This window comes from Nonomuraea sp. NPDC005650, from assembly GCF_040605375.1.
GTDB lineage: Bacteria > Actinomycetota > Actinomycetes > Streptosporangiales > Streptosporangiaceae > Nonomuraea.
This window is the reverse complement of sequence record NZ_JBEXCR010000079.1, coordinates 17507-37026: the sequence shown is the minus strand read 5'-3', so window position 1 is coordinate 37026 and position 19520 is coordinate 17507. Positions and strand designations below refer to the sequence as shown.

Genomic DNA, 19520 nt, shown 5'->3' with positions numbered 1-19520 from the left:
ATCGAACGGGTGCCCAGCATCGCCGCCCGCTGGTCCGCGCCGACCCGGTCAACCCCGGGCAGGCCGTGCAGGAAAGCTCGCAACGCGGCGTCGGAAGAGGCCACATCCGCGAGCGAGGTGGTCGCAACGCTCATCGCGATCGGGTCTTTCTCGTACGTGACGGAGCCGGCCGCCCGCCCGGCGGGGCGGTGGAGGCGCGTTCGATCAGCTTGGTGTCCAGGACGATGCGGCTGGCGCTGCCACCGGTCTCATCGGGGTCGAGCCGGCGCAGCAGCAGGCGCATGGCGAGCACGCCCTGCTCGAACATCGGCCGGTCGATGACGGTCAGGGGCGGCCTGAGCAGCGGACCGGTGTCCAGATCGTCGAAGCCGATCAGGCTGATCCGGCCGGGGATGTCGACCCGCATGTCGTGCAGCGCCTTGAGCGCGCCCACGGTCATGAGGTTGTTGGCGGTGAAGATGGCGGTGGGCGGCTCAGGAAGCGACAGCAGGGACAGCGTGAGCTGGTAGCCGCTGTGCTCCTTGAAGTCGCCGACCAGGTCGTACTCGGGCGGCACCTCGATGCCCGCCGCGGCGAGCGTCCCGACGAACCCCTCGCGCCGCAGCCGCCCGGGAGTGGTGTCCAGGGTGCCGCTGATCGCGGCCACCCGGGTGTGCCCGAGGGCCAGCAGGTGCTCGGCCGCCTGCTTGCCGCCGCCCACGTTGTCGACCAGCACGGCGTCGAACCGTTCGCCGCCCGCCAGGTCACGGTCCACGAACACCAGGGGCACGTCGGCGTCGCGGACGTGCAGCGGCGTCTGGTCCTGCTCGGTGGCGGGGGCGAGGATGATGCCGTCGACCCGGCGCACCAGGTCCGCCAGCAGGTCGTCCTCCTGCTCGCCGCTCTCGTCGCTGTTGGCGAGCAGGATCCGGTACGGCTCCGTTCGCGTGACGGACTCCATGCCCTTGACCACCGCGGCGAAGTACGGGTTCGTGATGTCCGGGACGACGACGCCGATCGTGTTGGTGCGCCCGGACTTCAGCGACTGCGCCGCGGCACTCGGCCAGTAGCCCAGCTCGTCGACGGCGGCCTGCACCGCCTCGTACGAGCGCACCCGCTGGCCCCGCAGGAAACGCGAGACCGTGGCGGGAGAGACTCCGGCGCGAGCCGCCACGTCATGGATGGTGACCACGTGAGCTCCAAACTGAAATCGATGTCAGTGATGATGGCAGTACGTGGCCACGGAGTGTCAACGTCACGTTTCCAACTCGTTACCTCAGCGGGCATTTCTCCAACTCAACGGCCTGCTCACCCCCTTCCTGTTGAGAGCTGACTGAAACCGTTGTCAGTAATGATCGCGGCGGAGTGTCGATACAGGAAACATCGGATGTGGTCGCCTTGTCGTAACACCCATAGATACAGGGCAGGACAGCTGGAGCTCCGGCAGGCGATTCCTATTCCATAGGCCACCAGCAGCCGAAGTCGCATTTGAAAGCCGGAGCGCCCGGCTGAGTCGCGACTCAGTCAACCCTTGACGACATCCGATGTTTCGCCTACGTTACCCGCAAGTCGATAGTTGCGAAAAATTTCGCACGGCACTAACACGACAGAGGGTGTCACGTATGTCCGATTCCCGCCTCGACGAATTCCAGGAGCGCAGGTTCGGCCTGTTCGTTCACTGGGGCCTATATGCGCTGGCGGCCCGCCACGAGTGGGTCAAGCAGCGTGAGCACATGTCCGATGAGCAGTACCAGCGATACTTCGAGCGCTTCGACCCCGATCTGTTCGACCCCGACGCATGGGCGGAGGCCGCCCACCGGGCGGGGATGCGCTACACCGTGCTGACCTCCAAGCACCATGACGGCTTCTGCCTGTGGGACTCGGCTCTGACCGACTACTGCGTGAGCGGCACGCCGTACGGCAAGGACCTGCTCGGTCCGTTCGTCGAGGCGTTCAGGAGCAGGGGCCTCGGGGTCGGGTTCTACTACTCGCTGCTGGACTGGCATCACCCGGACTTCCCGATCGACGGGCTGCATCCGGCGTACGTCGAGGGCGGCACGTTCCCCGACCGCGATGTCACGAAATATGCGGATTACCTGCACGGGCAGGTCGAGGAGCTGCTCACCCGCTACGGCCCCCTCGACACGCTGTGGTTCGACTTCTCCTACGCCGGCCGGGTCAAGCAGGGCAAGCCGGTCCACGGCGGCAAGGGCAAGGCCGAGTGGCGTTCGGAGGAGCTGGTGGACAAGATCCGCCGCATCCAGCCGGACATCCTCATCAACAACCGGCTGGAGCTGCCGGGCGACTTCACCACGCCGGAGCAGTTCCAGCCCCCCGCCCCGCTGTCGACGGTCTGGGAAGCCTGCCAGACGCTGAACGGAAGCTGGGGCTACCACCGGGACAACCACGCGTGGAAGTCGCCCGCCCTGCTCATCCGCATGCTGATCGACTCGGTCTCCAAGGACGGCAACCTCCTGCTCAACGTGGGGCCCAACGGCCGGGGCGAGTTCGAGCCCCGGGCACTCGACACGCTGCGGGAGATCGGCGACTGGATGCGGCTGCACAGCCAGTCGATCCACGGCGCGGGGGCCAGCCGGTTCCAGGCTCCCGAGCACTGCCGCTACACCCAGCGCGGCGACCGGCTCTACGTGCACGTGTTCGCCTGGCCGTACCGGCACCTGCACCTGCCGGGGCTGGCGGGCAAGGTCCGCTACGCGCAGTTGCTCAACGACAGGTCGGAGATCCACACGTGGGCGCCCGACCCGAAGGTCGACAACGGGAACGTGAACTTCTTCACCATCCCCGAAGGCACGCTCACCCTCGAGCTTCCCGTGGAGCCGCCGGACGTTGCCGTCCCGGTGATCGAGCTGTTCCTCTGAAAGGCGACACCCCCCAATGGACAACCCCCTGCGCGGCCTGAACACCGCGGGCCTGACCCGGCGCCAGATTCTCAGCCTCGCCGCCATGACGGCGGCCGCCGTACCCCTCACCGCCTGCGGGAGCGGCACGCGCTCCCGCCAGGCCGGCCCGACCACCTCGGCGTCGGGCAACTCCGCGGTGATCAACCCGGACCATCCGGAGAGCCCGCTGTTCCCCTACGCCGAGGCGGAGAAGCTCTTCGAGTCGCTGCCGTGGCCCACGACCAAGGTGCCCGAGCCCACGTCCAAGGTCACCGTCACCGTCGCGATCATCCCGGGTCAGCGGCACGAGGTGCGGCACGCCCAGTTCGCCAAGTTCTTCAAGAAGCGGCATCCGAACATCGAGATCAAGGTGGAGGTCACGCCGTTCGACGACTTCCGCACCAAGTACCTGACCGGCGCCGCCAGCGGCGTGCTGCCCGACATCATGTACTCGCAGTTCCAGTGGGGGCAGAGCTTCATCAAGAACAACCTGTACCTCCCGCTGGACGACTACATCGCGGCCACGCCCGACTTCAACCGCGCCGACTTCTCCCAGGCGGCGCTCAGCTACTGGGAGCGTGACGGCAAGCTCTACGCGCTGGGCACCGATTCGGCGCCCAAGCTGCTCTTCTACAACAAGAAGATCTTCGAGAAGGCCGGCGCCAAGGCTCCCGACGCCTCCTGGACCTGGGACAAGCTCATGGAGGCCGCGCGCGGGCTGGTCTCGGGCACGGGTGCGCAGAAGGTCTTCGGGTTCACGCCGGTGCCCAAACCCACCAGCGACCTCACCGCGACGTTCCTGCTCGCCCACGGCGGCCGCTACCTGACGGCCGACGAGAGCAAGTGCGTGATCCAGGAGCCGGCCAGCCGCGACGTGCTCAAGCGCTGGATCGACCTGCTGATCAAGGACAAGGCGATGCCCGACCTGGCCGAGCTCCAGGCCACGGCGAAGGTCGAGCCGTTCACGCTGGGCAGGAGCGCCCTGTACGTCGGCGGCGCGTGGAACATCGTCACCCTGCTCACCCTGCCCGCCGAGCAGCAGTTCGAGTGGAGCCTGACGCACGTGCCCAGCGGTCCCGAGGGCCGGTTCACCCCGGTCCTGGGCAGCGCCTTCGGCATCACCGGCACGTCGCGCAACCCCGAGGCCGCGTGGATCGTGCTCAACTCCCTGCGCTCCTACGCCGGTCACCGGTTCTTCCTCGACACCCCGCCGTCGCGGCTGTCGGCGTTCGAGGAGAACCTCCAGGACCTCAAGCTCGACAAGCAGGTGATCGACACCACCAAGGAGTCGCTGCACAAGTACGGCACCAGCGACGGCGTGCTGAGGCTGCCCGCGACACCCAAGCTCGAGGACCTGACCAAACCGATCTGGGAACGGGTCATGTCGGGGTCGCTGTCGGTGGACGAGGGGCTCAAGCAGGTCACCGAGCGCGTCACCCCGATGCTGGCGGAGAACGCCTGACCATGTCCGCCTCCCCGCTCGTCCGGCGCGAGGCCCGCCGGTTCCACCTGTTCGCCCTGCCGTGGAGCATCGGCTTCGTCTTCTTCACCGGCGGGCCCATCATCGTGTCGCTGGTGCTCAGCTTCACCCGCTACGAGCTGCTGTCGGCGCCGCAGTGGGTGGGCCTGGACAACTACGTCCAGCTGCTCCGCGACCCCGACTTCTGGGTGGCGACCCGGAACACCGTGTACTTCGGCGCCGCCTCCGCCGCGGCCGGGGTCGTCTACAGCCTCGCCGCGGCGCTGCTGCTCAACGTCAAACTGCGCGGGCAGGCGGTCTTCCGCACGATCATCTACATGCCGTCGGTGATCTCCGGTATCGCCACCGCCCTGCTCTGGATCCACGTGCTGCATCCCGACTACGGCCTGATCAACTACCTCATCGGCTTCCTGGGCGTGCAGGGGCCCGGGTGGTTGACCGACGCGACCTGGGCGATTCCCGGCCTGGTCATCATGACGACCTGGACCACCGGGAACGCGATGATCATCTTCCTGGCCGGGCTGCAGGGCGTGCCCGCCTCGCTGTACGAGGCCGCGCACATCGACGGCGCCGGCTGGTGGAGCAGGTTCAGGCACGTGACGATCCCGATGATGTCCCCGGTCATCTTCTTCAACCTGGTCGTGGGGTTCATCGGCAGCCTGCAGGCCTACCAGCTCATCCTGTTCATGACCGACGGCGGGCCGGCCAACTCCACCCTGGTCCTGGGCCTGTACGTCTACCGCTACGCCTTCAAGTACTTCGAGATGGGCTACGCCTCGACGATCGCCTGGGCGCTGTTCTTCCTCGTCATCGTGTTCACCCTGATCCAGTTCGGGCTCGCGCGCCGCTGGGTCCACTACGAGGTCAAGTAGGTCACCAGATGGCAATCAAGGTCCTGCCCGCACAGGCCCGCCCGGTGGAGAAACGACCTGCGGCCCCCGCCCAGGCCGAGCGGATCCGCCGGATCCAGCGCCTGACGGCCTATGCGCTCCTCGTCCTGGCCTCGGCGGCGAGCCTGCTTCCGCTGCTGTGGATGCTCACCACCGCGCTCAAACCGGCCGGAGCCGTGCTGGAGTTTCCGCCGAGGTTCCTGCCCGACGTCTTCACCTGGTCCAACTTCCCCGACGCGTGGACGAGCCTGCCCTTCAGCACCTTCCTGGTCAACAGCATCGTGGTGACCACGCTGTCGATCGTGGGCAATCTCGTCTCCTGCATCCTGCCCGCCTACGCCTTCGCGCGGCTGCGCTCGCGAATGCGCGGCATGGCCTTCGCGCTGATGCTGGGCACGATGATGATCCCCGGGCAGGTGGTCATCGTGCCGAGGTTCCTCCTGTTCTCCAAGCTGGACCTGGTCGACACCTTCTGGCCGCTGTTCCTGCCCAACTTCTTCGGCACCGCGCTGTACATCTTCCTGCTCAGGCAGTTCTTCACCACGATCCCGCAGGAGCTGGTGGAGGCGGCGCGCATCGACGGCGCGGGCGAACTGCGGATCCTCTGGCGGATCATGATCCCGCTGTCCAAACCGGCGATCGCGACCGTGACGCTGCTGTCGTTCGTCGGGACCTGGGGCGAGTACATCGATCCGCTGATCTATCTGCGCTCGACGGAGAACTACACGATCCCGCTCGGCATCTCGTTGTTCCGCGGCCAGTACTCCGACGACTACAACCTCATGATGTCGGTGTCCATCCTCGCGCTGGTGCCGGTCATCGTGGTGTTCCTGGCGGCGCAGAAGTATTTCATCAGGGGCATCATGCTCACCGGCATGGCGGGGAGGTAGGCCCGGCCGTTTTCGAAACGTTGCGAAACGGACCGGCGCTCCTTCACCCCGCCCAGGCCTCCTTGCCGGTGGTGACCGGCCCGCCGGTCCGCACTGATTCCCCGATGGCGAGGCTGATCAGGTGGTCCTGGCAGGCCTCGGCGAGCGGGTACGGCGGCGGGCCCTCCTGGCGGGCCCAGGCGCCCGTGCGCTCGAGGAGGTCCGCGACCGCGATGTCGTCGTCGGACCGGGAGGTGCCCTCGAACGGATTGCGGTAGACCACCCGCCCGTCGAAGCTGATGTGCTTGAGGTCGCGCAGCTCCAGGTTGAGGTCGACGCCGGTGTCTCGCCGGACCAGCGCGGACTCCACCGGCGTCGTGGGGTCGACCAGCCGGACCACCCGGTCGTCGACCAGCTCACCCATCGAGCCGCGCACCACGATGCGCCGCATCCGCAGCGGATTCCACCACTGGTTGTCGGTGAAGTCGTACAGGCCCATCCTGCCGCCGAAGTCGAGGGTGGCGATGGTCGTGGTGGCCCGCCGGGGCGTGTCGTCACCGCTCCACCCGCCGAACCCCAGCGGGTCGGCGAGCGGCGCCTCGAACGCGCCCGCGCGCACCTCGGCGGCGTCGAACCCGATGCCCAGCAGGCCGCGGATCAGCGACACCGCGTGGTAGAGGTGGGTCGAGGAGATCTGCACCGAGGTCGGCTCGCCGATCACGCCTTCCCTGACGAGCGCCAGCCGGGCCGCGTGCCCGGGCATCAGCAGGTACTGCTCGGCCACCTGGACCAGGCCGGTGCCGCCGACGTCCCGCCACAACGACCGCAGCCCGGCCAGGTCGGGCGCGGGCGGCGTCTCCGCGAGGACCGGCATCCCGTGCCCGGCCACCTCGCGGATCGCGTCCGGCATCGCGGCCCACGGCACCGCCGCGGCGAGGTAGTCGGGCCGCTCGTGCCGGAGCAGCTCGTCGATCGTGCGGAAGGTAGGCACGCCCCACTCGGCGGTCAGCTCGCTCCCCCGATCCGCGCTGCGGGTCACGACACCGCCGACCCGCAGCCGGTCCGGCATCGCGGCGGCCAGCCGCAGGAAGAACCTGGTCCGCCGTCCGCTGCCGATCGCGCCGAACGTCGTGGTCATGGAAGCCGGACCTCCTCGGGGGCGGGAAGCGATCTCGTGCCCGACCAGCGTACCCGGGGAGCCCCGCCGCCTCCCCGTCCCTCGGCGGGCCTGACTCAGGGTGGATAACGACTGTGAACACAATCCAAACGAGCAGGCATCGGATGGCCTCACCCGCAAGAATCGGCGGAGACCGTAATCTAGGAGGTTCCCTGTGCGCGCCGTTTTCACCGCCGTGCTCGCGACGCTCATCCTGTTGGCCACCGGGGTCAGTCCGGCCGGCGCCGCATCGTCCCGATCGTCCTTGCCCGGCGGAAAGGCCAACTTCGTGGTCACGCAGGGCTTCCTGCGGGCCGCGTCCACGCAGAACTGGGTGCGTCTGGCCACGTACCAGTTCAAGGCCAACGGCACGGTCAGCGCCAGCGGCTACCTCTGGTGGCAGCGCAACCCCGAGGGCAGGCAGGCCACCGGGGTCGTCCCGGACTCGAGCTGCGCGACCAAGGCGGGCGGCTCCAGCACCCGGGTACGCGCCTGCGACGTGCTGACCGCCCCCGGCTTCACCGGCGGCCCGGACGAATCCCGCACCGGCACGTACACCGTGGCCGGCAACGTGGTGAGCATCAGATGGAAGATCGCCCAGAAGTGGACCGAGAAGTGGCAGGTGCAGGCGTCGCCTGACGGCAAGCTCGCCCAGCTGAAGTTCGCGGCCAGCGACCTGGCCACCAACGGCTACGGCTACGGGAGCAACGCCTCGTTCGGCACCCGCCGCGCGATGAGCTCCGTGCGCGCCTTCGGCGGCACGCTCAAGCAGGACCTGATCTCCTGGTCGCGCAACACCATCGTGAGGTCCGACGGCCAGACCTTCAAGCAGTCCTCCTTCCGCAGCTGCGCCACCACGACCTGGTGCCTGACCTACCTGCAGCCGTCCTCCCCGGGCGCCTGCCAGAAGGCCGGCGGCTGCCCCAACTTCGGCGGCGGCACCCGCGCGAACGTCAGCTCCATCCAGTACTACCTCACCAAGATCTCCAACCAGGACCGCCGCGACACCATGTGGCACTGGTGCACCTGCCTGGCGATGGAGAGCAAGACGTTCTGCTACTCGGGCAACTCGCACATCAAACCGATGATGCAGATCATCGATGACAGCGGGGCCTTCCGCGGCTGGGTCGGCGCCGAGGCCTCCTTCTACAACGGGTCCAGGAGCAAGGACATGATGGCCGTCTTCCGCATCTCCGACTTCCGCTGACGCGGGCGCGCCGACGCGGCCGCCCGGCGGTCGCGTCGGCGCCGGATCCGGCAGGCCATCGCTCCTGACAACCGTGTGTCACGGAGTTGTAAAGCATAATTCGCGGCAACCGATCGAACTGCTCCTCATGGTCTCCCGTATCTCCCGGAGACCGGACTTCCACCCGGGTCATGAGACTTGAAGGAGCAACAGATGCGGAATCCGCTCGGGGGAAGACGACTCAGTTCGTGGCGAGCGGCCGTTTCCTTAGGGGGAAGCATCGCACTTGTTCTGGCCGGCTCCTCGTTGCCCGCGCACGCGGGCACGGCAGCGGCGGCGCAGACCATCGTCTGCCCGAGCGTGGCGGACAAGCTCCCCGAAGTACCGGCTGCGGCCAGGGCTGAGGTCGATCGAAACCTCGCGCTCCTGGAAACCCAGATCCAGGAGGCCAACAAGCGACTCGCCCGCTCAGCGGGAGAAGGAGGCCCCAACTTCGTCCAGAACGCCATCCTCGGCCCGCTGGCCGACAAGCGCGCCGCCACCCTCGACCGCATCGCCATCGCGATCGGCCGCGTCGGCCAGCGCCCCAACGGCCTCAACGCCCTGTCCACCTGCAGGCTCAACGGCACCGCCGGGAACGGCGGCAATGGCGGGAACGGCGGCAATGGCGGGAACGGGGGCAATGGCAACGGCGGCAACGGCTCGCCCACCCAAGCGCCGAATCCGGGGAACACGGCGAAGCCGACCCAGGGAACGGGGTCGGGGTCCGGGCAGACCATCGTCTGTCCCAGCGTCGCGGACAAACTCCCCGAAGTACCCGCGGCCGCCAAGGCTGAGGTCGATCGAAACCTCGCACTCCTGGAAACCCAGATCCAGGAGGCCAACAACCGACTCGCCCGCTCAGCGGGAGAAGGAGGCCCCAACTTCGTCCAGAACGCCATCCTCGGCCCGCTGGCCGACAAGCGCGCCGCCACCCTCGACCGCATCGCCATCGCGATCGGCCGCGTCGGCCAGCGCCCCAACGGCCTCAACGCCCTGGCCACCTGCAGCCTCGGCAACGGCGGCAATGGGGGCAACGGCGGAAATGGCGGTAACGGGGGCAACGGCGGGAACGGCGGAAATGGAGGCAACGGCGGGAATGGCGGCAACGCCTCGCCCAGCCCCCAGCCGAGCGACGGTCAGGGCGACGGCGGCCAGGGCAACAATGACATCGGGCCCTTCCCCCAGGACTTCGTCGACATCCGGCAGGTCCAGCCTGGCCAGTCCAACCTCAACAACTTCGGGCAGGCCGGCCGGAACGGCTCCCGCGGCACCTTCGTCTCCCAGTGCGGAAGGAACGAGAACCGCCACAACAACTCTGACAACTTCATCGTCACCCCCGGTGTGAGCGACGGGGCGCACCACCTCCACGACTACGTGGGCAACCTGTCGACGGACGGATTCTCCACCGACGAGAGCCTCAGCGCGGCGGGCACGACCTGCCAGCGGGGCGACCTGTCCGCGTACTTCTGGCCCGTGCTCAGAGACCGCACGTCGAACGAGAACGCCGACGACGAGCACGGCAACATCGGCCGGGTGCTGACGGCCCGCTCCGTGCAGCTCCAGTTCCGCGGCAACTCGTCCTCCCAGGTCGTGGCCATGCCGAGGTTCCTCAGGCTGATCACCGGTGACGCCAAGGCCGCGACGAACGGCGGGGCCAACGCGCGTGCCGCGTGGACCTGCACGGGATTCCAGAACCGCGTCACCGACAAGTACCCGCTGTGCCCGCGCGGCAGCCAGGTCGTCCGGATCCTGGACTTCCCCAGCTGCTGGGACGGGCAGAACATCGACAGCGCCAACCACCGCACGCACGTGGTCTTCCCCGGCCAGAACGGCGCCTGCGCCCAGGGCACCCAGGCGGTTCCCCAGCTGCGCATGACCCTCGCCTACTCGGTGCCGCAGGGTCAGTCGTTCGCCGTGGACGCCTTCCCTGAGCAGAAGCACAACCCGATCACCGACCACGCCGACTTCGCGAACGTCATGCCCGACAACCTGATGCGCACCGTCGTCGACTGCATCAACCGGGGCCGCCGCTGCTGATCTGAACCACGCCGTATCACCGGCCGGACCACTCTTCGCGGGGTGGTCCGGCCGTCCGGCTGTCAGCCGGTGGCGAAGCGCTCGGGGCGGAACTCCTCCAGGAGGGGATGCCTGGCGCCGGTGAGCACTTCGTGGGCGGTCAGCTCGCCCGCGATGAGCCCCAGCGTCGCACCCGAGTGGGTGAAGGCCACGTGGCAGCCGGGCACCGCCTCCAGCTCGCCGAACACCGGCTCGCCGTCCCCCGGAACGGGCTTGCGCCCGAGCCGCCACGACGCCGCCTGGAGGGGGACCTCCCCCTGGAGCAGGGCTGCGGCCTCGGCGACGAGCTCCTTGACGTACCTCTCGTCGATCGAGCAGGAGCCGTCCTCGTGCTCGACGATGTGCTCCTCGTACCAGGAGTGGTCGATCGCGAACGTCGAGCCGGGGTTGGGGCGCATCGCGGCGCGCGGGGTGTTCAGCACCGTGACGGCCGCTGTCTCGACCGGCTCCGTGACGACGAGCATGGACAGCGGGGACGCGTCCGGCAGGTCCACGCCGAGCTCCGCGACGACGGAAGGGGTCTGCGCGCCGCAGGCGACCACGACCGCGTCGCCGCGCCAGGACGTGCCGTCGGCGGTGCGGACGCCGCGGGCCCGGCCCTCCTCCACGGTCACCGAGCAGCGGCCGGCGCCGGTCACGAGGCGTCCCCCGCGGCGGATCAGCTCGTCCGCGAGCTCCTGGATCAGGTGCGGCAGGGAGACCCAGCCCTCACCGGGGTTGTGGATCGCGAGCCGGCCGGGCGCGCCCGCCCGGACGCCGTCCACCCGGCCGCCGACGTCCGCTCGGTCGAGGAGGTGGGAGTCGTAGCCACGGGCGAGCTCGTGCTCGTGCCGGGCGCGGGTCGTCTCGGCGCCGTCGGGTGTCGTCCACCACAGGCCGCCGTCGAATCGCAGCCACTCCAGGGCCGGGTCGGCGGCGAACAGGGTGCGGTAGCGGTCGATGCCGAGCAGGCGCAGGAAATGGTACGGGCCGGACCGCACGCCCGCCGAGTTGAGCCAGGACAGCGAGCGTCCCGACGCCCCGCTGGCCAGCTCCGCCTCGGTGACCAGGACGACCTCGGCGCCACCGCGTGCGAGGTGCACGGCGGTGGACACGCCGAGGATGCCGCCCCCGAGGACGACGACGCGCCGGGACGCGGTGTGATCTGTCACGTGACTCCTCACTTCTTGGCGTAGGCATGAGCGCGCTCGATGACGTCCAGGACGTCGACGGCGTCGCGGGGATCGACGGGCAGGTCCGCGCCGTCGCGCAGGGCGAGGGCGAGCAGGCGGTAGAACTCGGCGTAGGCCCCGCGCTCGGGCTCGACGGGGGTCGTCGCTCCGCCGTGGCCCAACCGGCCCCAGCATTCCTCGGGCTCACGTCCGAAATCCGGGTCGGCGGGGCTCATCCCGGCTTTCAGCGCGGCCTCCTGACCGTCCAGCCCGTGTTTGACGTAGCCGTCGCGCGAGCCCAGAACCCGGAACCGAGCGCCGGGCAGGGCCGCGACGCTGCTCATCGTCAGCCGCGAGCTCGTGCCGCCTTCGTGCCGGAGGAGCACGACCGTGTCGTCGTCGGCGTCGCAGCCGCCGCGCGGGTCGCGGCGGTTGACCTCGGCCAGGACCTCCGTCACGGGGCCGAACAGGTGCAGGGCCTGGTCGATCAGGTGGGTGCCCAGGTCGAAGAGGATGCCGCCGCCGTCGGCGATGCCGGTGTCGCCCTTCCAGCCGTCGAGCCCGTCCGGGCGCCACCATTCGAAGCGGGACTCGAAGGCGTGGACCGTGCCCAGCCGCCCGTCCGCTATCAGGCGCCGCAGGGTGCGGAAGTCGGCGTCCCAGCGGCGGTTCTGGAACACCGTGACGCGGCGGCCCAGCTCGGCCGCCAGCGCGATCAGCTCCCGCCCTTCGGCGGCGGTCGGCGTGAAGGGCTTGTCGACCACGACGTCCAGCCCCGCCCGCAGGGCGTTCGCGGCCAGCTCGGCGTGCGTCGGCGGCGGCGTGCCCACGACGACGAGGTCCAGGTCGGAGGCGTGGGCGGCGACGGCGTCGGCGGTCGCCGCGACCGTGGCGGCCGGGTGGGCGGCGCACGCCGCCGCCTGGCGCTCCGGATGGCCCGTGACGATGAGACGCAGGTCGTACGCCGGGTCGGCGGCGAGGAAGGGCGCGTGGAAGAAGCGTCCGGCCGTGCCGAAGCCGAGGACGGCGACGCGAATCGGGGAGTCGTTCCGCATGTCGTCCTCAGTCCTTCAGTCCGTAGGCGTCGCGGGCGGTCTCAGCGGAGATGACGCCCTCGCGCAGGTCCTTCTCGACCAGTCCGGGCGCCCGGCGCGACGGCGGCCCGTACCCGCCGGCACCCGGGGTGGTGATCGTGACGACGTCGCCAGTTTTGAGCACCGTGTGCCCGTGGTCGATGGGCCGGGCGCCCTCGCTGACCGCCCAGCCGCCGCTGGCGCCGGGCCCGCCGCCGAACAGCCCCCAGGGCCGGGACCGGTACCGGGTGCCGTCCAGCCAGAACCCGATGCCGTCGGCCTCGGCCCGTACCACGCGCCTGATGGCCATGCCGCCCCGGAACTCGCCGACGCCGCCGGATCCGTCGATCAGCTCGTAGGCCTCCACCGTCAGCGGGTACTCCTGTTCGAGGCTCTCGACCGGCAGGTTGCTGGTGTTGGTGACGTGGACCTGCACGCCGTCGAGGCCGTCCTTGGTGGCGCGGGCGCCGGATCCGCCGCCGACGGTCTCCAGGTAGACGAAGTATCTGCCGGTCCGCGGGTCGAGCCCGTCGAAGTGGAAGCCGGTGTTCGAGCCGTTGTGCGCGGCCGTGACCCGGTCGGGCAGCGCGGGGGCGAGGGCGCCGTGAATGAGGTCCACGACCCGCTGGCAGGTCTCGGTACGGGCGTTGACCGCGGCGGGGGCGACGGCGTTCAGGATGCTGCCGCGGGGCGCGTCGATGTGGATCGCCCGGATGACGCCCGCGTTGGGCGTGATGTCGGGGTCGATGAGCGTTTTCACGGCGTAGTACACCGTGCTTTCGAGCGCGCCGTACACCATGTTGACGCTCGCCCGAACCTGCGGCGGGTTGCCGGAGAAGTCGAAGAAGAGCTCGTCGCCGCGCACCTTGATCGCCACGCGGAGGGTGAGCTCCTCGTCGAGTTCGGGGCAGTCGAACCGGTCCTCGAACGTATAGAAGCCGTCCGGGACCTCGCGGATGGCGGCCCTGGTCTGGCGGTCGGCGTGGTCGAGCAGCGCCTGCGCGGCGGCGGCCATCGTCGGGATCGAGTGCCGCGCGCACAGCTCCCGGTAGCGGATGACCGCCGCCCGGTTGGCCGCCAGCTGGGCCTGGAAGTCGGACCGGCGCTCGTCGGGCACCTGGCAGTTCAGCAGGATCAGGTCGAACAGGTCCGTCTGCAGTTCTCCCGCGCGCACCAGGCGTACCGGTGGGATGCGCAGGCCCTCCTGGAAGATGTGCGCGTGCCCGCGGTCACCGAAGTCGGCGTGGTGGGCCAGGTTCGCCGCCCAGGCCACCAGCCGGCCGTCGGCGAAGATCGGGCAGGCGAGCACGATGTCGGGAATGTGGGTTCCGCCGCCGCTGTGGGGATCGTTGGCGACGAACGTGTCCCCGTCGGCGATCTCGCCGACGGGGTAGCGCTCCACGATCTTCCCGACCACGCCCATGAGGACGCCGAGGTGGGCCGGATTGTGCTCGCCCTGCGCGATCAGCCGGCCCTCAGCGTCGAAGAACCCGGCGGTGCAGTCGCGGCGTTCCTTGATGTTCGTGCTGTACGCGGCCCGCACCATGGTCTCGACCATCTCCTCCACGATGGAGGCGAGGGCCGCTCCGATGACCTCGACGGAGATCGGGTCCAGCGGGGTCGTGTCGGTGGTGTTCATGACGCTCCGGGTGCTCACAGGTGGATGACGAGGTTGCGCTGGGCGTCGACCTTCGCGGTGGAGCCGGGCAGGACGAGGGTGGTGGTGTCCATCTGCTCGACGATCGCGGGGCCTTCGATCACCGTCCCGGGCGCGAGCGCCGCCCGGTCGTGGACCAGGCACTCGTGGAAACCGCCCAGCTCAGGGAGGTAGACGGCGCGCTTGCGGGGCTGCTCGCCCTCGGGGCGGGCGCCGACGACCGGGCTCGACGACGGCCGCGCGTCGATCTCGCCCCAGGCCTGTACGCGGAACGTCACGGCCTGGACGGGGTTGCCAGGGTTGGCATAGCCGTAGGCGCGCTCGTGCGCCGCGGCGAAGTCGTCGAGCACCGTGACCACGCTCTCCGCGGTGACCTGCCCGGCGGGGAAGTCGATGGTCAGCTCGTGGTTCTGGCCCGCGTAACGGAGATCCACCTGGCGGCGCGTGCCGCGGGCCGGCTCGTCGATGTCGCTCGACTCGAACCACCGCTCCGCCTGCGCGTCCAGCTCGGCGAAGACCGCCGCGACGTCACCCACCGACGAGTCCGCCCCGGCGTCGCCCGCCGACGAGTCCGCCCCGGCGTCGCCCACTGACGCGGTCGCCATCCCGGACGCCAGCGGCATGACCGCAGTGCGTGAGAAGTCGCTCCTGACGTCGGTGAGCAGCAGGCCGAGCGCCGACAGCGCCCCCGGCGACTCGGGCACGAGGATGGTCTTCATGCCGAGCTCCGCCGCCAGCCGGGAGGCGTGCAGCGGGCCGGCGCCGCCGAAGGGCACCATGACGTAGTCGCGTGGATCGTGCCCGCGCTGGACCGAGATGACGCGGATCGCCCGGGCCATGTTGGCGGTGACCACCCTGATGATGCCCTGCGCCGTGTCCTCGACGCTCAGGCCGAGCTCGGCGGCCAGCGTGCCCACCGCCCGGCGCGACGCCTCCCGGTCGATCTTCATCCGCCCGCCGAGGAAATACTCCGGGTTCAGGACCTGCAGGACGACGTTCGCGTCGGTGACCGTCGGCAGGTCCCCGTGGCCGTAGCAGGCGGGACCGGGGAAGGCTCCGGCGCTCTTCGGGCCCACCTTGAGCAGGCCGCCGCTGTCCAGGCGCGCCACAGAACCGCCGCCGGCGCCGACGGTGTGGATGTCGAGCATGGCCGTGCGGATCGCGCGTCCGTCCAGGTCCAGCCCGGAGCTGGTCCTGGGGGTGCCGTCCCGGACGAGGGAGACGTCGGTGGACGTGCCGCCCATGTCGAAGGTGATGAGGTCCGGATGCCCGGCCGCGGTCGCGAGGCGCGCCGCGCCGACGACTCCCGTGCTGGGGCCGGACAGGACCATGCGAACGGGGTACTTCTCGGCCTCGGCGAAGGACACCACGCCGCCGTTGCTCTGGGTGACGTACGGCTGCGTCGCCAGCCCCTTCCGGCCCAGTCCCTCCCGCAGCCGGGCCAGGTACCCGGAGACCTTCGGGCCGAGGTAGGCGTTGGCGACCACGGTCGACAGCCGCTCGTACTCGCGGAACTCGGGCAGCACCTCCGACGACAGGGAGACGTAGGCGCCGGGGAACTCCTCCTCGATCCACCGCGCGAGGTGCCGCTCGTGGTCGGGCAGGACGTAGCTGTAGAGCAGGCACACGGCGACGGCCTCGACCCCCTGCTCGCGCAGCCGGCGGATCTGCTCGCGGACCTCGTCCTCGTCGAGCGGCGTGCGTACGGTGCCGTCGTGCCTGACCCGTTCGGTGACCTCGAGGCGCAGATCGCGCGGCACGAGGGGGGCGGGTTTGTCGGCCTGGAGGTCGTACAGCCTGGGCCGGCGGCCGCGGGCCAGCTCCAGCAGGTCACGGAAGCCGCGGGTGGTCAGCAGACCCGTCCGAGCGCCGGTCTCGGTCAGGAGCGCGTTGGTGCCGACGGTCGTCCCGTGCGCGAAGTAGGAGATGTCGCCGAACCCTCCGCCGCCGGCGGTACGCAGCAGTTCGGCGACTCCGTCGATGATCGCCTTCCCCGGGTCCTCCGGGGTGCTGGAGACCTTGAAGACGCGTAGCTCGTTGCGTTCGGTGTCGTAGAGACAGATGTCGGTGAAGGTGCCGCCCGTGTCGACACCGATGCGAAGGGCCATCGCCTTCGTTTCCTCTCGCGCCGGAGTTCGGCAGATACTCGTGGGAGAACGTTCTCTGAACGTAGCCACTGATGCGCGGCAGCGTCAAGGACGGGTCCGGCTGCGCTAGGGAGCGCAGCCGCGGATGCCCGGAGCTAGGCGGCGCTCAGGAGCGCAGCCGCGGGCGCCGGAACTAGGCGGGCGGCGCCGCGATCGAGCCGCGCACGACCAGGGAGGACTGCAGGATCGTCTCGCTGGGAGCGCTGCGCGGCCCCGGACCGGACAGCCGGCCGAGCAGGACCGTGCCGGCGGCGGCGCCGAGGTCGTAGGCCGGCTGCGCGACCACCGACAGCTGCGGGCGCACCAGCGTGCTCCATTCGTGGTCGTCGAAACCCATCAGGCTGACGTCCTCGGGACAGCGCCGATCGCCGTCCATGATGGCCCGGAAGGCTCCCCCGGTCATCACGTTCGTGGTCGCGAAGATCGCCGTCACGTCCGGCCTCGTGACGAGCAGGTCGCGGACCCGTTCGCAGGCCGCGTCGGCGTCGTCGCAGCGCAGGACCCATCCCGGGTCGCAGGTGACGCCCGCCTCGTCGAGCGCGTCCAGGTAGCCCTTGAACCGCAGCGAGCTGGGAAACTCCGCCGAGGCCCTGCGCCGCCGGGGCGCGCCGCCCCCGCCGCCGCCCCTGCCGCCACCTTCGCCGCCGCCCTCGCCGGACGTGGCCGAGGTCACGACCGCGACCGCGCGATGCCCCAGGCCCAGGAGGTGGCTCACGGCCCGCTGCGCGGCCGCCCGGTTGTCGAGCAGCACCGCGTCGACGGCCCCGGCGCCGTCGTTGCGGCGGTCGAGCAGGACCAGCGGGACGCCCGCCTCGCGGACCCGCCGGAGGTGGCCGCCCTCGGAGACGCTGGCCGAGGCGACGATCATGCCGTCGACGCGCTTGGCCATCAGCGCCTCCACCGCCGAGCGCTCCCTGGCCAGCTCCATCCTGGTGCTGACCAGCAGCATCTCGTAGCCGGCGGCCCGCGCGCGGTCGGAGATCCCGTTGACCGCGCGGGCGAAGAAGGGGTTTTCGATGTCGCTCACCACCACGCCGATGACGCGGGTCGAGCCGGTCACGATGCTGCGCGCCACGTCGTTGGCCCGGTAGCCCAGGCGCCTCGCCGAATCCTGCACCCGCCGCACCAGCTCCGGCGACGGGGTGCCGTAACCGCCCAGCACCCGCCCGGCCGTGGCGGGCGACACGCCGGCGTCACGTGCGACATCGATGATCGTCGGTCGCCCAGCGGCCACGTCGTGCGCCTCCCCCGATCCGATGGTGGCGGCCCGTCCACTGCCTCGACGATCATCGTAGCGGCCCGCACTTGAATACTAGGTGACGAGTGCTTGACACATCGTCACGCCGATTCTAGCTTCTTTGGAGAACGTTCTCCCAGCAGCTACCGGACGGCTCCCACCGCAGTCCGTCACCGGCCGGACGTGGCACGTGCCACGACGGCCCGCATCCGCCGCGTCAGGCGTCCACCAGCGAAGACTACCGGCGCCGACCGGCTCGCCCGCGCCGGCGGGCACTTCGGCCACCCCCACCACCTCGCCGCCGCATCCACCGTTTCACGAGGAGACCTCATGAGCACTCCCGTAGCCAACGACCCGGACGTCGTCCGCACACCGCAGGCTCGCCGGCGCCTGTTCGCCTCCACCATGATCGGCAACGCCGTCGAGTACTACGACTTCACGCTGTACGGGACGCTCGCCGCGGTCATCGCCTCGCACTTCTTCCCCGAGGGGGAGACGACGGCCGCCCTGCTGGCGGCGTACGTGGGGGTGGCGCTCTCCTACTTCATCCGGCCTCTCGGCGCGATGGTCCTCGGCCCGCTGGCGGACCTGAAGGGCAGGCGGCCCGTCCTCGTCCTCACCATCGTGCTGATGACGGTCGGCACGGCGGGCATCGGGCTGCTGCCGACGTACGCGGCCGCCGGGGTCGTGGCGCCGGCCCTGCTGCTGACCGCGCGGATCGTGCAGGGCCTGGGCGCTAGCGTGGAGTTCACGACCGCGGCGAACTTCCTGCTGGAGCACGAGGACCGGCGCCGCCGCAACTACGTGCTGGGCACCCTGAACTCCACCGCCTCGATCGGCTCGTTCCTCGCCGCCGGGGTGGCGTTCCTCCTCACCCAGAGCATGTCGTCGGAGTCCTTCGCGAGCTGGGGCTGGCGGATCCCGTTCCTGCTGGCGATCCCCCTGTCCGCGGTGGCCGTCTACATCCGCAAGCGGCTGAGCGAGAGCCCCGAGTTCGAGGCGGTGCAGCGCCTGGCCGAGCAGCAGAAGGTGCCCCAGACCCCGCTGCGCACGGCGGTGCGCTACTACTGGCCCGACATGCTGCGCTCGATCGGCCTGAGCGCCGGCCAGCGGATCGGGTCCTTCGTCATCCAGGCGTACTTCGTCACCGCGCTGATCAGCGCCGGTTTCCCCACCTCGCTCGCCCTGCTGGCGTCGATGATCACGTACGTGGTGGGCCCCGTGCCGAGCATCTACGGCGGATACCTCGCCGACAAGTACGGCGCCCGCGTGCCCCTGCTCATCGGCTACGGGCTGTTCATCCTGCTGACGGTGCCCACGTTCATCGGCATCGGCAGCGGTTCGATCCTCATCGCCGTGCTGGCGGTCGTGGGCTTCACCATCATCAACAACCTCATCTCGGCGCCGATGATGGCGGCCGCCATCCTGAGCTTCCCCTCGGAGGTCCGTTCCAGCGCGGCGGCCCTGAACTTCAACGTCTCGACCTCGCTCATCGGCTCCACCGCCGGCCTCGTCGCCGTCTGGCTGCACGACATCACGCAAAGCGACGTGACCTTCGGCTGGTACATGACCGGGTTCTGCCTGCTCTCCTTCCTGATCGCCGTCTTCGCGCTCCCGACCGGCGCCCGCCGCGAACTCCCCGTGAGCCTCCTGGCCGACCGGAAGTGACCGGCCGCC

14 protein-coding genes and 1 pseudogene are annotated in these 19520 nt (G+C 70.0%); 7 read left to right on the top strand and 8 right to left on the bottom strand.

Translation table 11 applies throughout. The features are described from left to right. Together ABZS69_RS63745 and ABZS69_RS63740 are read right to left on the bottom strand one after the other, a co-directional pair. Window positions 1–134: pseudogene (locus tag ABZS69_RS63745) on the bottom strand (deoxyribose-phosphate aldolase); the annotation flags it as partial. Next, complete coding sequence (locus tag ABZS69_RS63740) at window positions 131–1171, bottom strand: LacI family DNA-binding transcriptional regulator (RefSeq protein WP_355393790.1); 1041 nt, start codon at window positions 1169–1171, stop codon at window positions 131–133. The gene ABZS69_RS63740 and the pseudogene ABZS69_RS63745, both read right to left, overlap by 4 nt. 430 nt (window positions 1172–1601) lie before the next feature. Between ABZS69_RS63740 and ABZS69_RS63735 the strand changes: the two genes are divergently transcribed. From ABZS69_RS63735 to ABZS69_RS63720, 4 genes are read left to right on the top strand one after another with little or no spacing between them, the layout of a single operon-like run. Continuing rightward, window positions 1602–2858, top strand: a complete 1257-nt coding sequence (locus tag ABZS69_RS63735; RefSeq protein ID WP_355393787.1) for an alpha-L-fucosidase — start codon at window positions 1602–1604, stop codon at window positions 2856–2858. Between the two features lie 16 nt (window positions 2859–2874). Then, window positions 2875–4341, top strand: a complete 1467-nt coding sequence (locus ABZS69_RS63730; RefSeq protein ID WP_355393784.1) for a sugar ABC transporter substrate-binding protein — start codon at window positions 2875–2877, stop codon at window positions 4339–4341. A gap of 2 nt (window positions 4342–4343) precedes the next feature. After that, window positions 4344–5231 (top strand): sugar ABC transporter permease, encoded by an 888-nt coding sequence (locus ABZS69_RS63725; RefSeq protein ID WP_355393781.1) that lies wholly within the window; start codon window positions 4344–4346, stop codon window positions 5229–5231. 8 nt (window positions 5232–5239) lie between these two features. After that, complete coding sequence (locus ABZS69_RS63720; RefSeq protein WP_355393778.1) at window positions 5240–6139, top strand: carbohydrate ABC transporter permease; 900 nt, start codon at window positions 5240–5242, stop codon at window positions 6137–6139. A gap of 43 nt (window positions 6140–6182) precedes the next feature. Here ABZS69_RS63720 and ABZS69_RS63715 read toward each other — a convergent pair whose 3' ends face one another. After that, window positions 6183–7256 (bottom strand): Gfo/Idh/MocA family oxidoreductase, encoded by a 1074-nt coding sequence (locus ABZS69_RS63715; protein ID WP_355393775.1) that lies wholly within the window; start codon window positions 7254–7256, stop codon window positions 6183–6185. A gap of 193 nt (window positions 7257–7449) precedes the next feature. On the opposite strand from ABZS69_RS63715, the gene ABZS69_RS63710 reads away from it, so the two are divergent. Continuing rightward, window positions 7450–8481, top strand: coding sequence for a hypothetical protein (locus tag ABZS69_RS63710; RefSeq protein ID WP_355393773.1), 1032 nt, complete (start codon window positions 7450–7452; stop codon window positions 8479–8481). Between the two features lie 339 nt (window positions 8482–8820). Then, window positions 8821–10539 carry a DUF1996 domain-containing protein gene (locus ABZS69_RS63705; protein WP_355393770.1) on the top strand — a complete coding sequence of 573 codons (1719 nt, stop codon included), beginning with the start codon at window positions 8821–8823 and terminating at the stop codon, window positions 10537–10539. Window positions 10540–10601: 62 nt separating this feature from the next. Here the strand turns inward: ABZS69_RS63705 and ABZS69_RS63700 are convergent, their stop codons facing one another. From ABZS69_RS63700 to ABZS69_RS63680, 5 genes are all read right to left on the bottom strand, one after another. After that, window positions 10602–11729 carry an FAD-binding oxidoreductase gene (locus ABZS69_RS63700; protein WP_355393767.1) on the bottom strand — a complete coding sequence of 376 codons (1128 nt, stop codon included), beginning with the start codon at window positions 11727–11729 and terminating at the stop codon, window positions 10602–10604. An 8-nt stretch (window positions 11730–11737) separates the two neighbouring features. After that, entirely contained in the window at window positions 11738–12784 is a 1047-nt protein-coding gene (locus ABZS69_RS63695) for a Gfo/Idh/MocA family oxidoreductase (protein WP_355393764.1), read from the bottom strand. A gap of 7 nt (window positions 12785–12791) precedes the next feature. Then, window positions 12792–14441: a hydantoinase B/oxoprolinase family protein gene (locus ABZS69_RS63690; protein WP_355393761.1), complete on the bottom strand. Its 1650-nt coding sequence runs from the start codon at window positions 14439–14441 to the stop codon at window positions 12792–12794. Between the two features lie 14 nt (window positions 14442–14455). Beyond that, window positions 14456–16567, bottom strand: a complete 2112-nt coding sequence (locus ABZS69_RS63685) for a hydantoinase/oxoprolinase family protein (protein ID WP_355393758.1) — start codon at window positions 16565–16567, stop codon at window positions 14456–14458. 172 nt (window positions 16568–16739) lie between these two features. Beyond that, on the bottom strand, window positions 16740–17840 hold the full coding sequence (locus ABZS69_RS63680) for a LacI family DNA-binding transcriptional regulator (protein WP_355393755.1): 1101 nt from the start codon (window positions 17838–17840) through the stop codon (window positions 16740–16742). 333 nt (window positions 17841–18173) lie between these two features. Between ABZS69_RS63680 and ABZS69_RS63675 the strand changes: the two genes are divergently transcribed. Continuing rightward, window positions 18174–19511, top strand: coding sequence for an MFS transporter (locus ABZS69_RS63675; RefSeq protein WP_355393752.1), 1338 nt, complete (start codon window positions 18174–18176; stop codon window positions 19509–19511). Window positions 19512–19520 lie beyond the last annotated feature (9 nt).

Excerpts from the sequence above, each read along its gene's own strand:
- ABZS69_RS63675 (WP_355393752.1), top strand. The coding sequence starts at position 18,174 with ATGAGCACTCCCGTAGCCAACGACCCGGACGTCGTCCGCACACCGCAG.
- ABZS69_RS63735 (WP_355393787.1), top strand. The coding sequence starts at position 1,602 with ATGTCCGATTCCCGCCTCGACGAATTCCAGGAGCGCAGGTTCGGCCTG.
- ABZS69_RS63720 (WP_355393778.1), top strand. The coding sequence starts at position 5,240 with ATGGCAATCAAGGTCCTGCCCGCACAGGCCCGCCCGGTGGAGAAACGA.
- ABZS69_RS63695 (WP_355393764.1), bottom strand. The coding sequence starts at position 12,784 with ATGCGGAACGACTCCCCGATTCGCGTCGCCGTCCTCGGCTTCGGCACG.
- ABZS69_RS63725 (WP_355393781.1), top strand. The coding sequence starts at position 4,344 with ATGTCCGCCTCCCCGCTCGTCCGGCGCGAGGCCCGCCGGTTCCACCTG.
- ABZS69_RS63715 (WP_355393775.1), bottom strand. The coding sequence starts at position 7,256 with ATGACCACGACGTTCGGCGCGATCGGCAGCGGACGGCGGACCAGGTTC.
- ABZS69_RS63730 (WP_355393784.1), top strand. The coding sequence starts at position 2,875 with ATGGACAACCCCCTGCGCGGCCTGAACACCGCGGGCCTGACCCGGCGC.
- ABZS69_RS63690 (WP_355393761.1), bottom strand. The coding sequence starts at position 14,441 with ATGAACACCACCGACACGACCCCGCTGGACCCGATCTCCGTCGAGGTC.
- ABZS69_RS63685 (WP_355393758.1), bottom strand. The coding sequence starts at position 16,567 with ATGGCCCTTCGCATCGGTGTCGACACGGGCGGCACCTTCACCGACATC.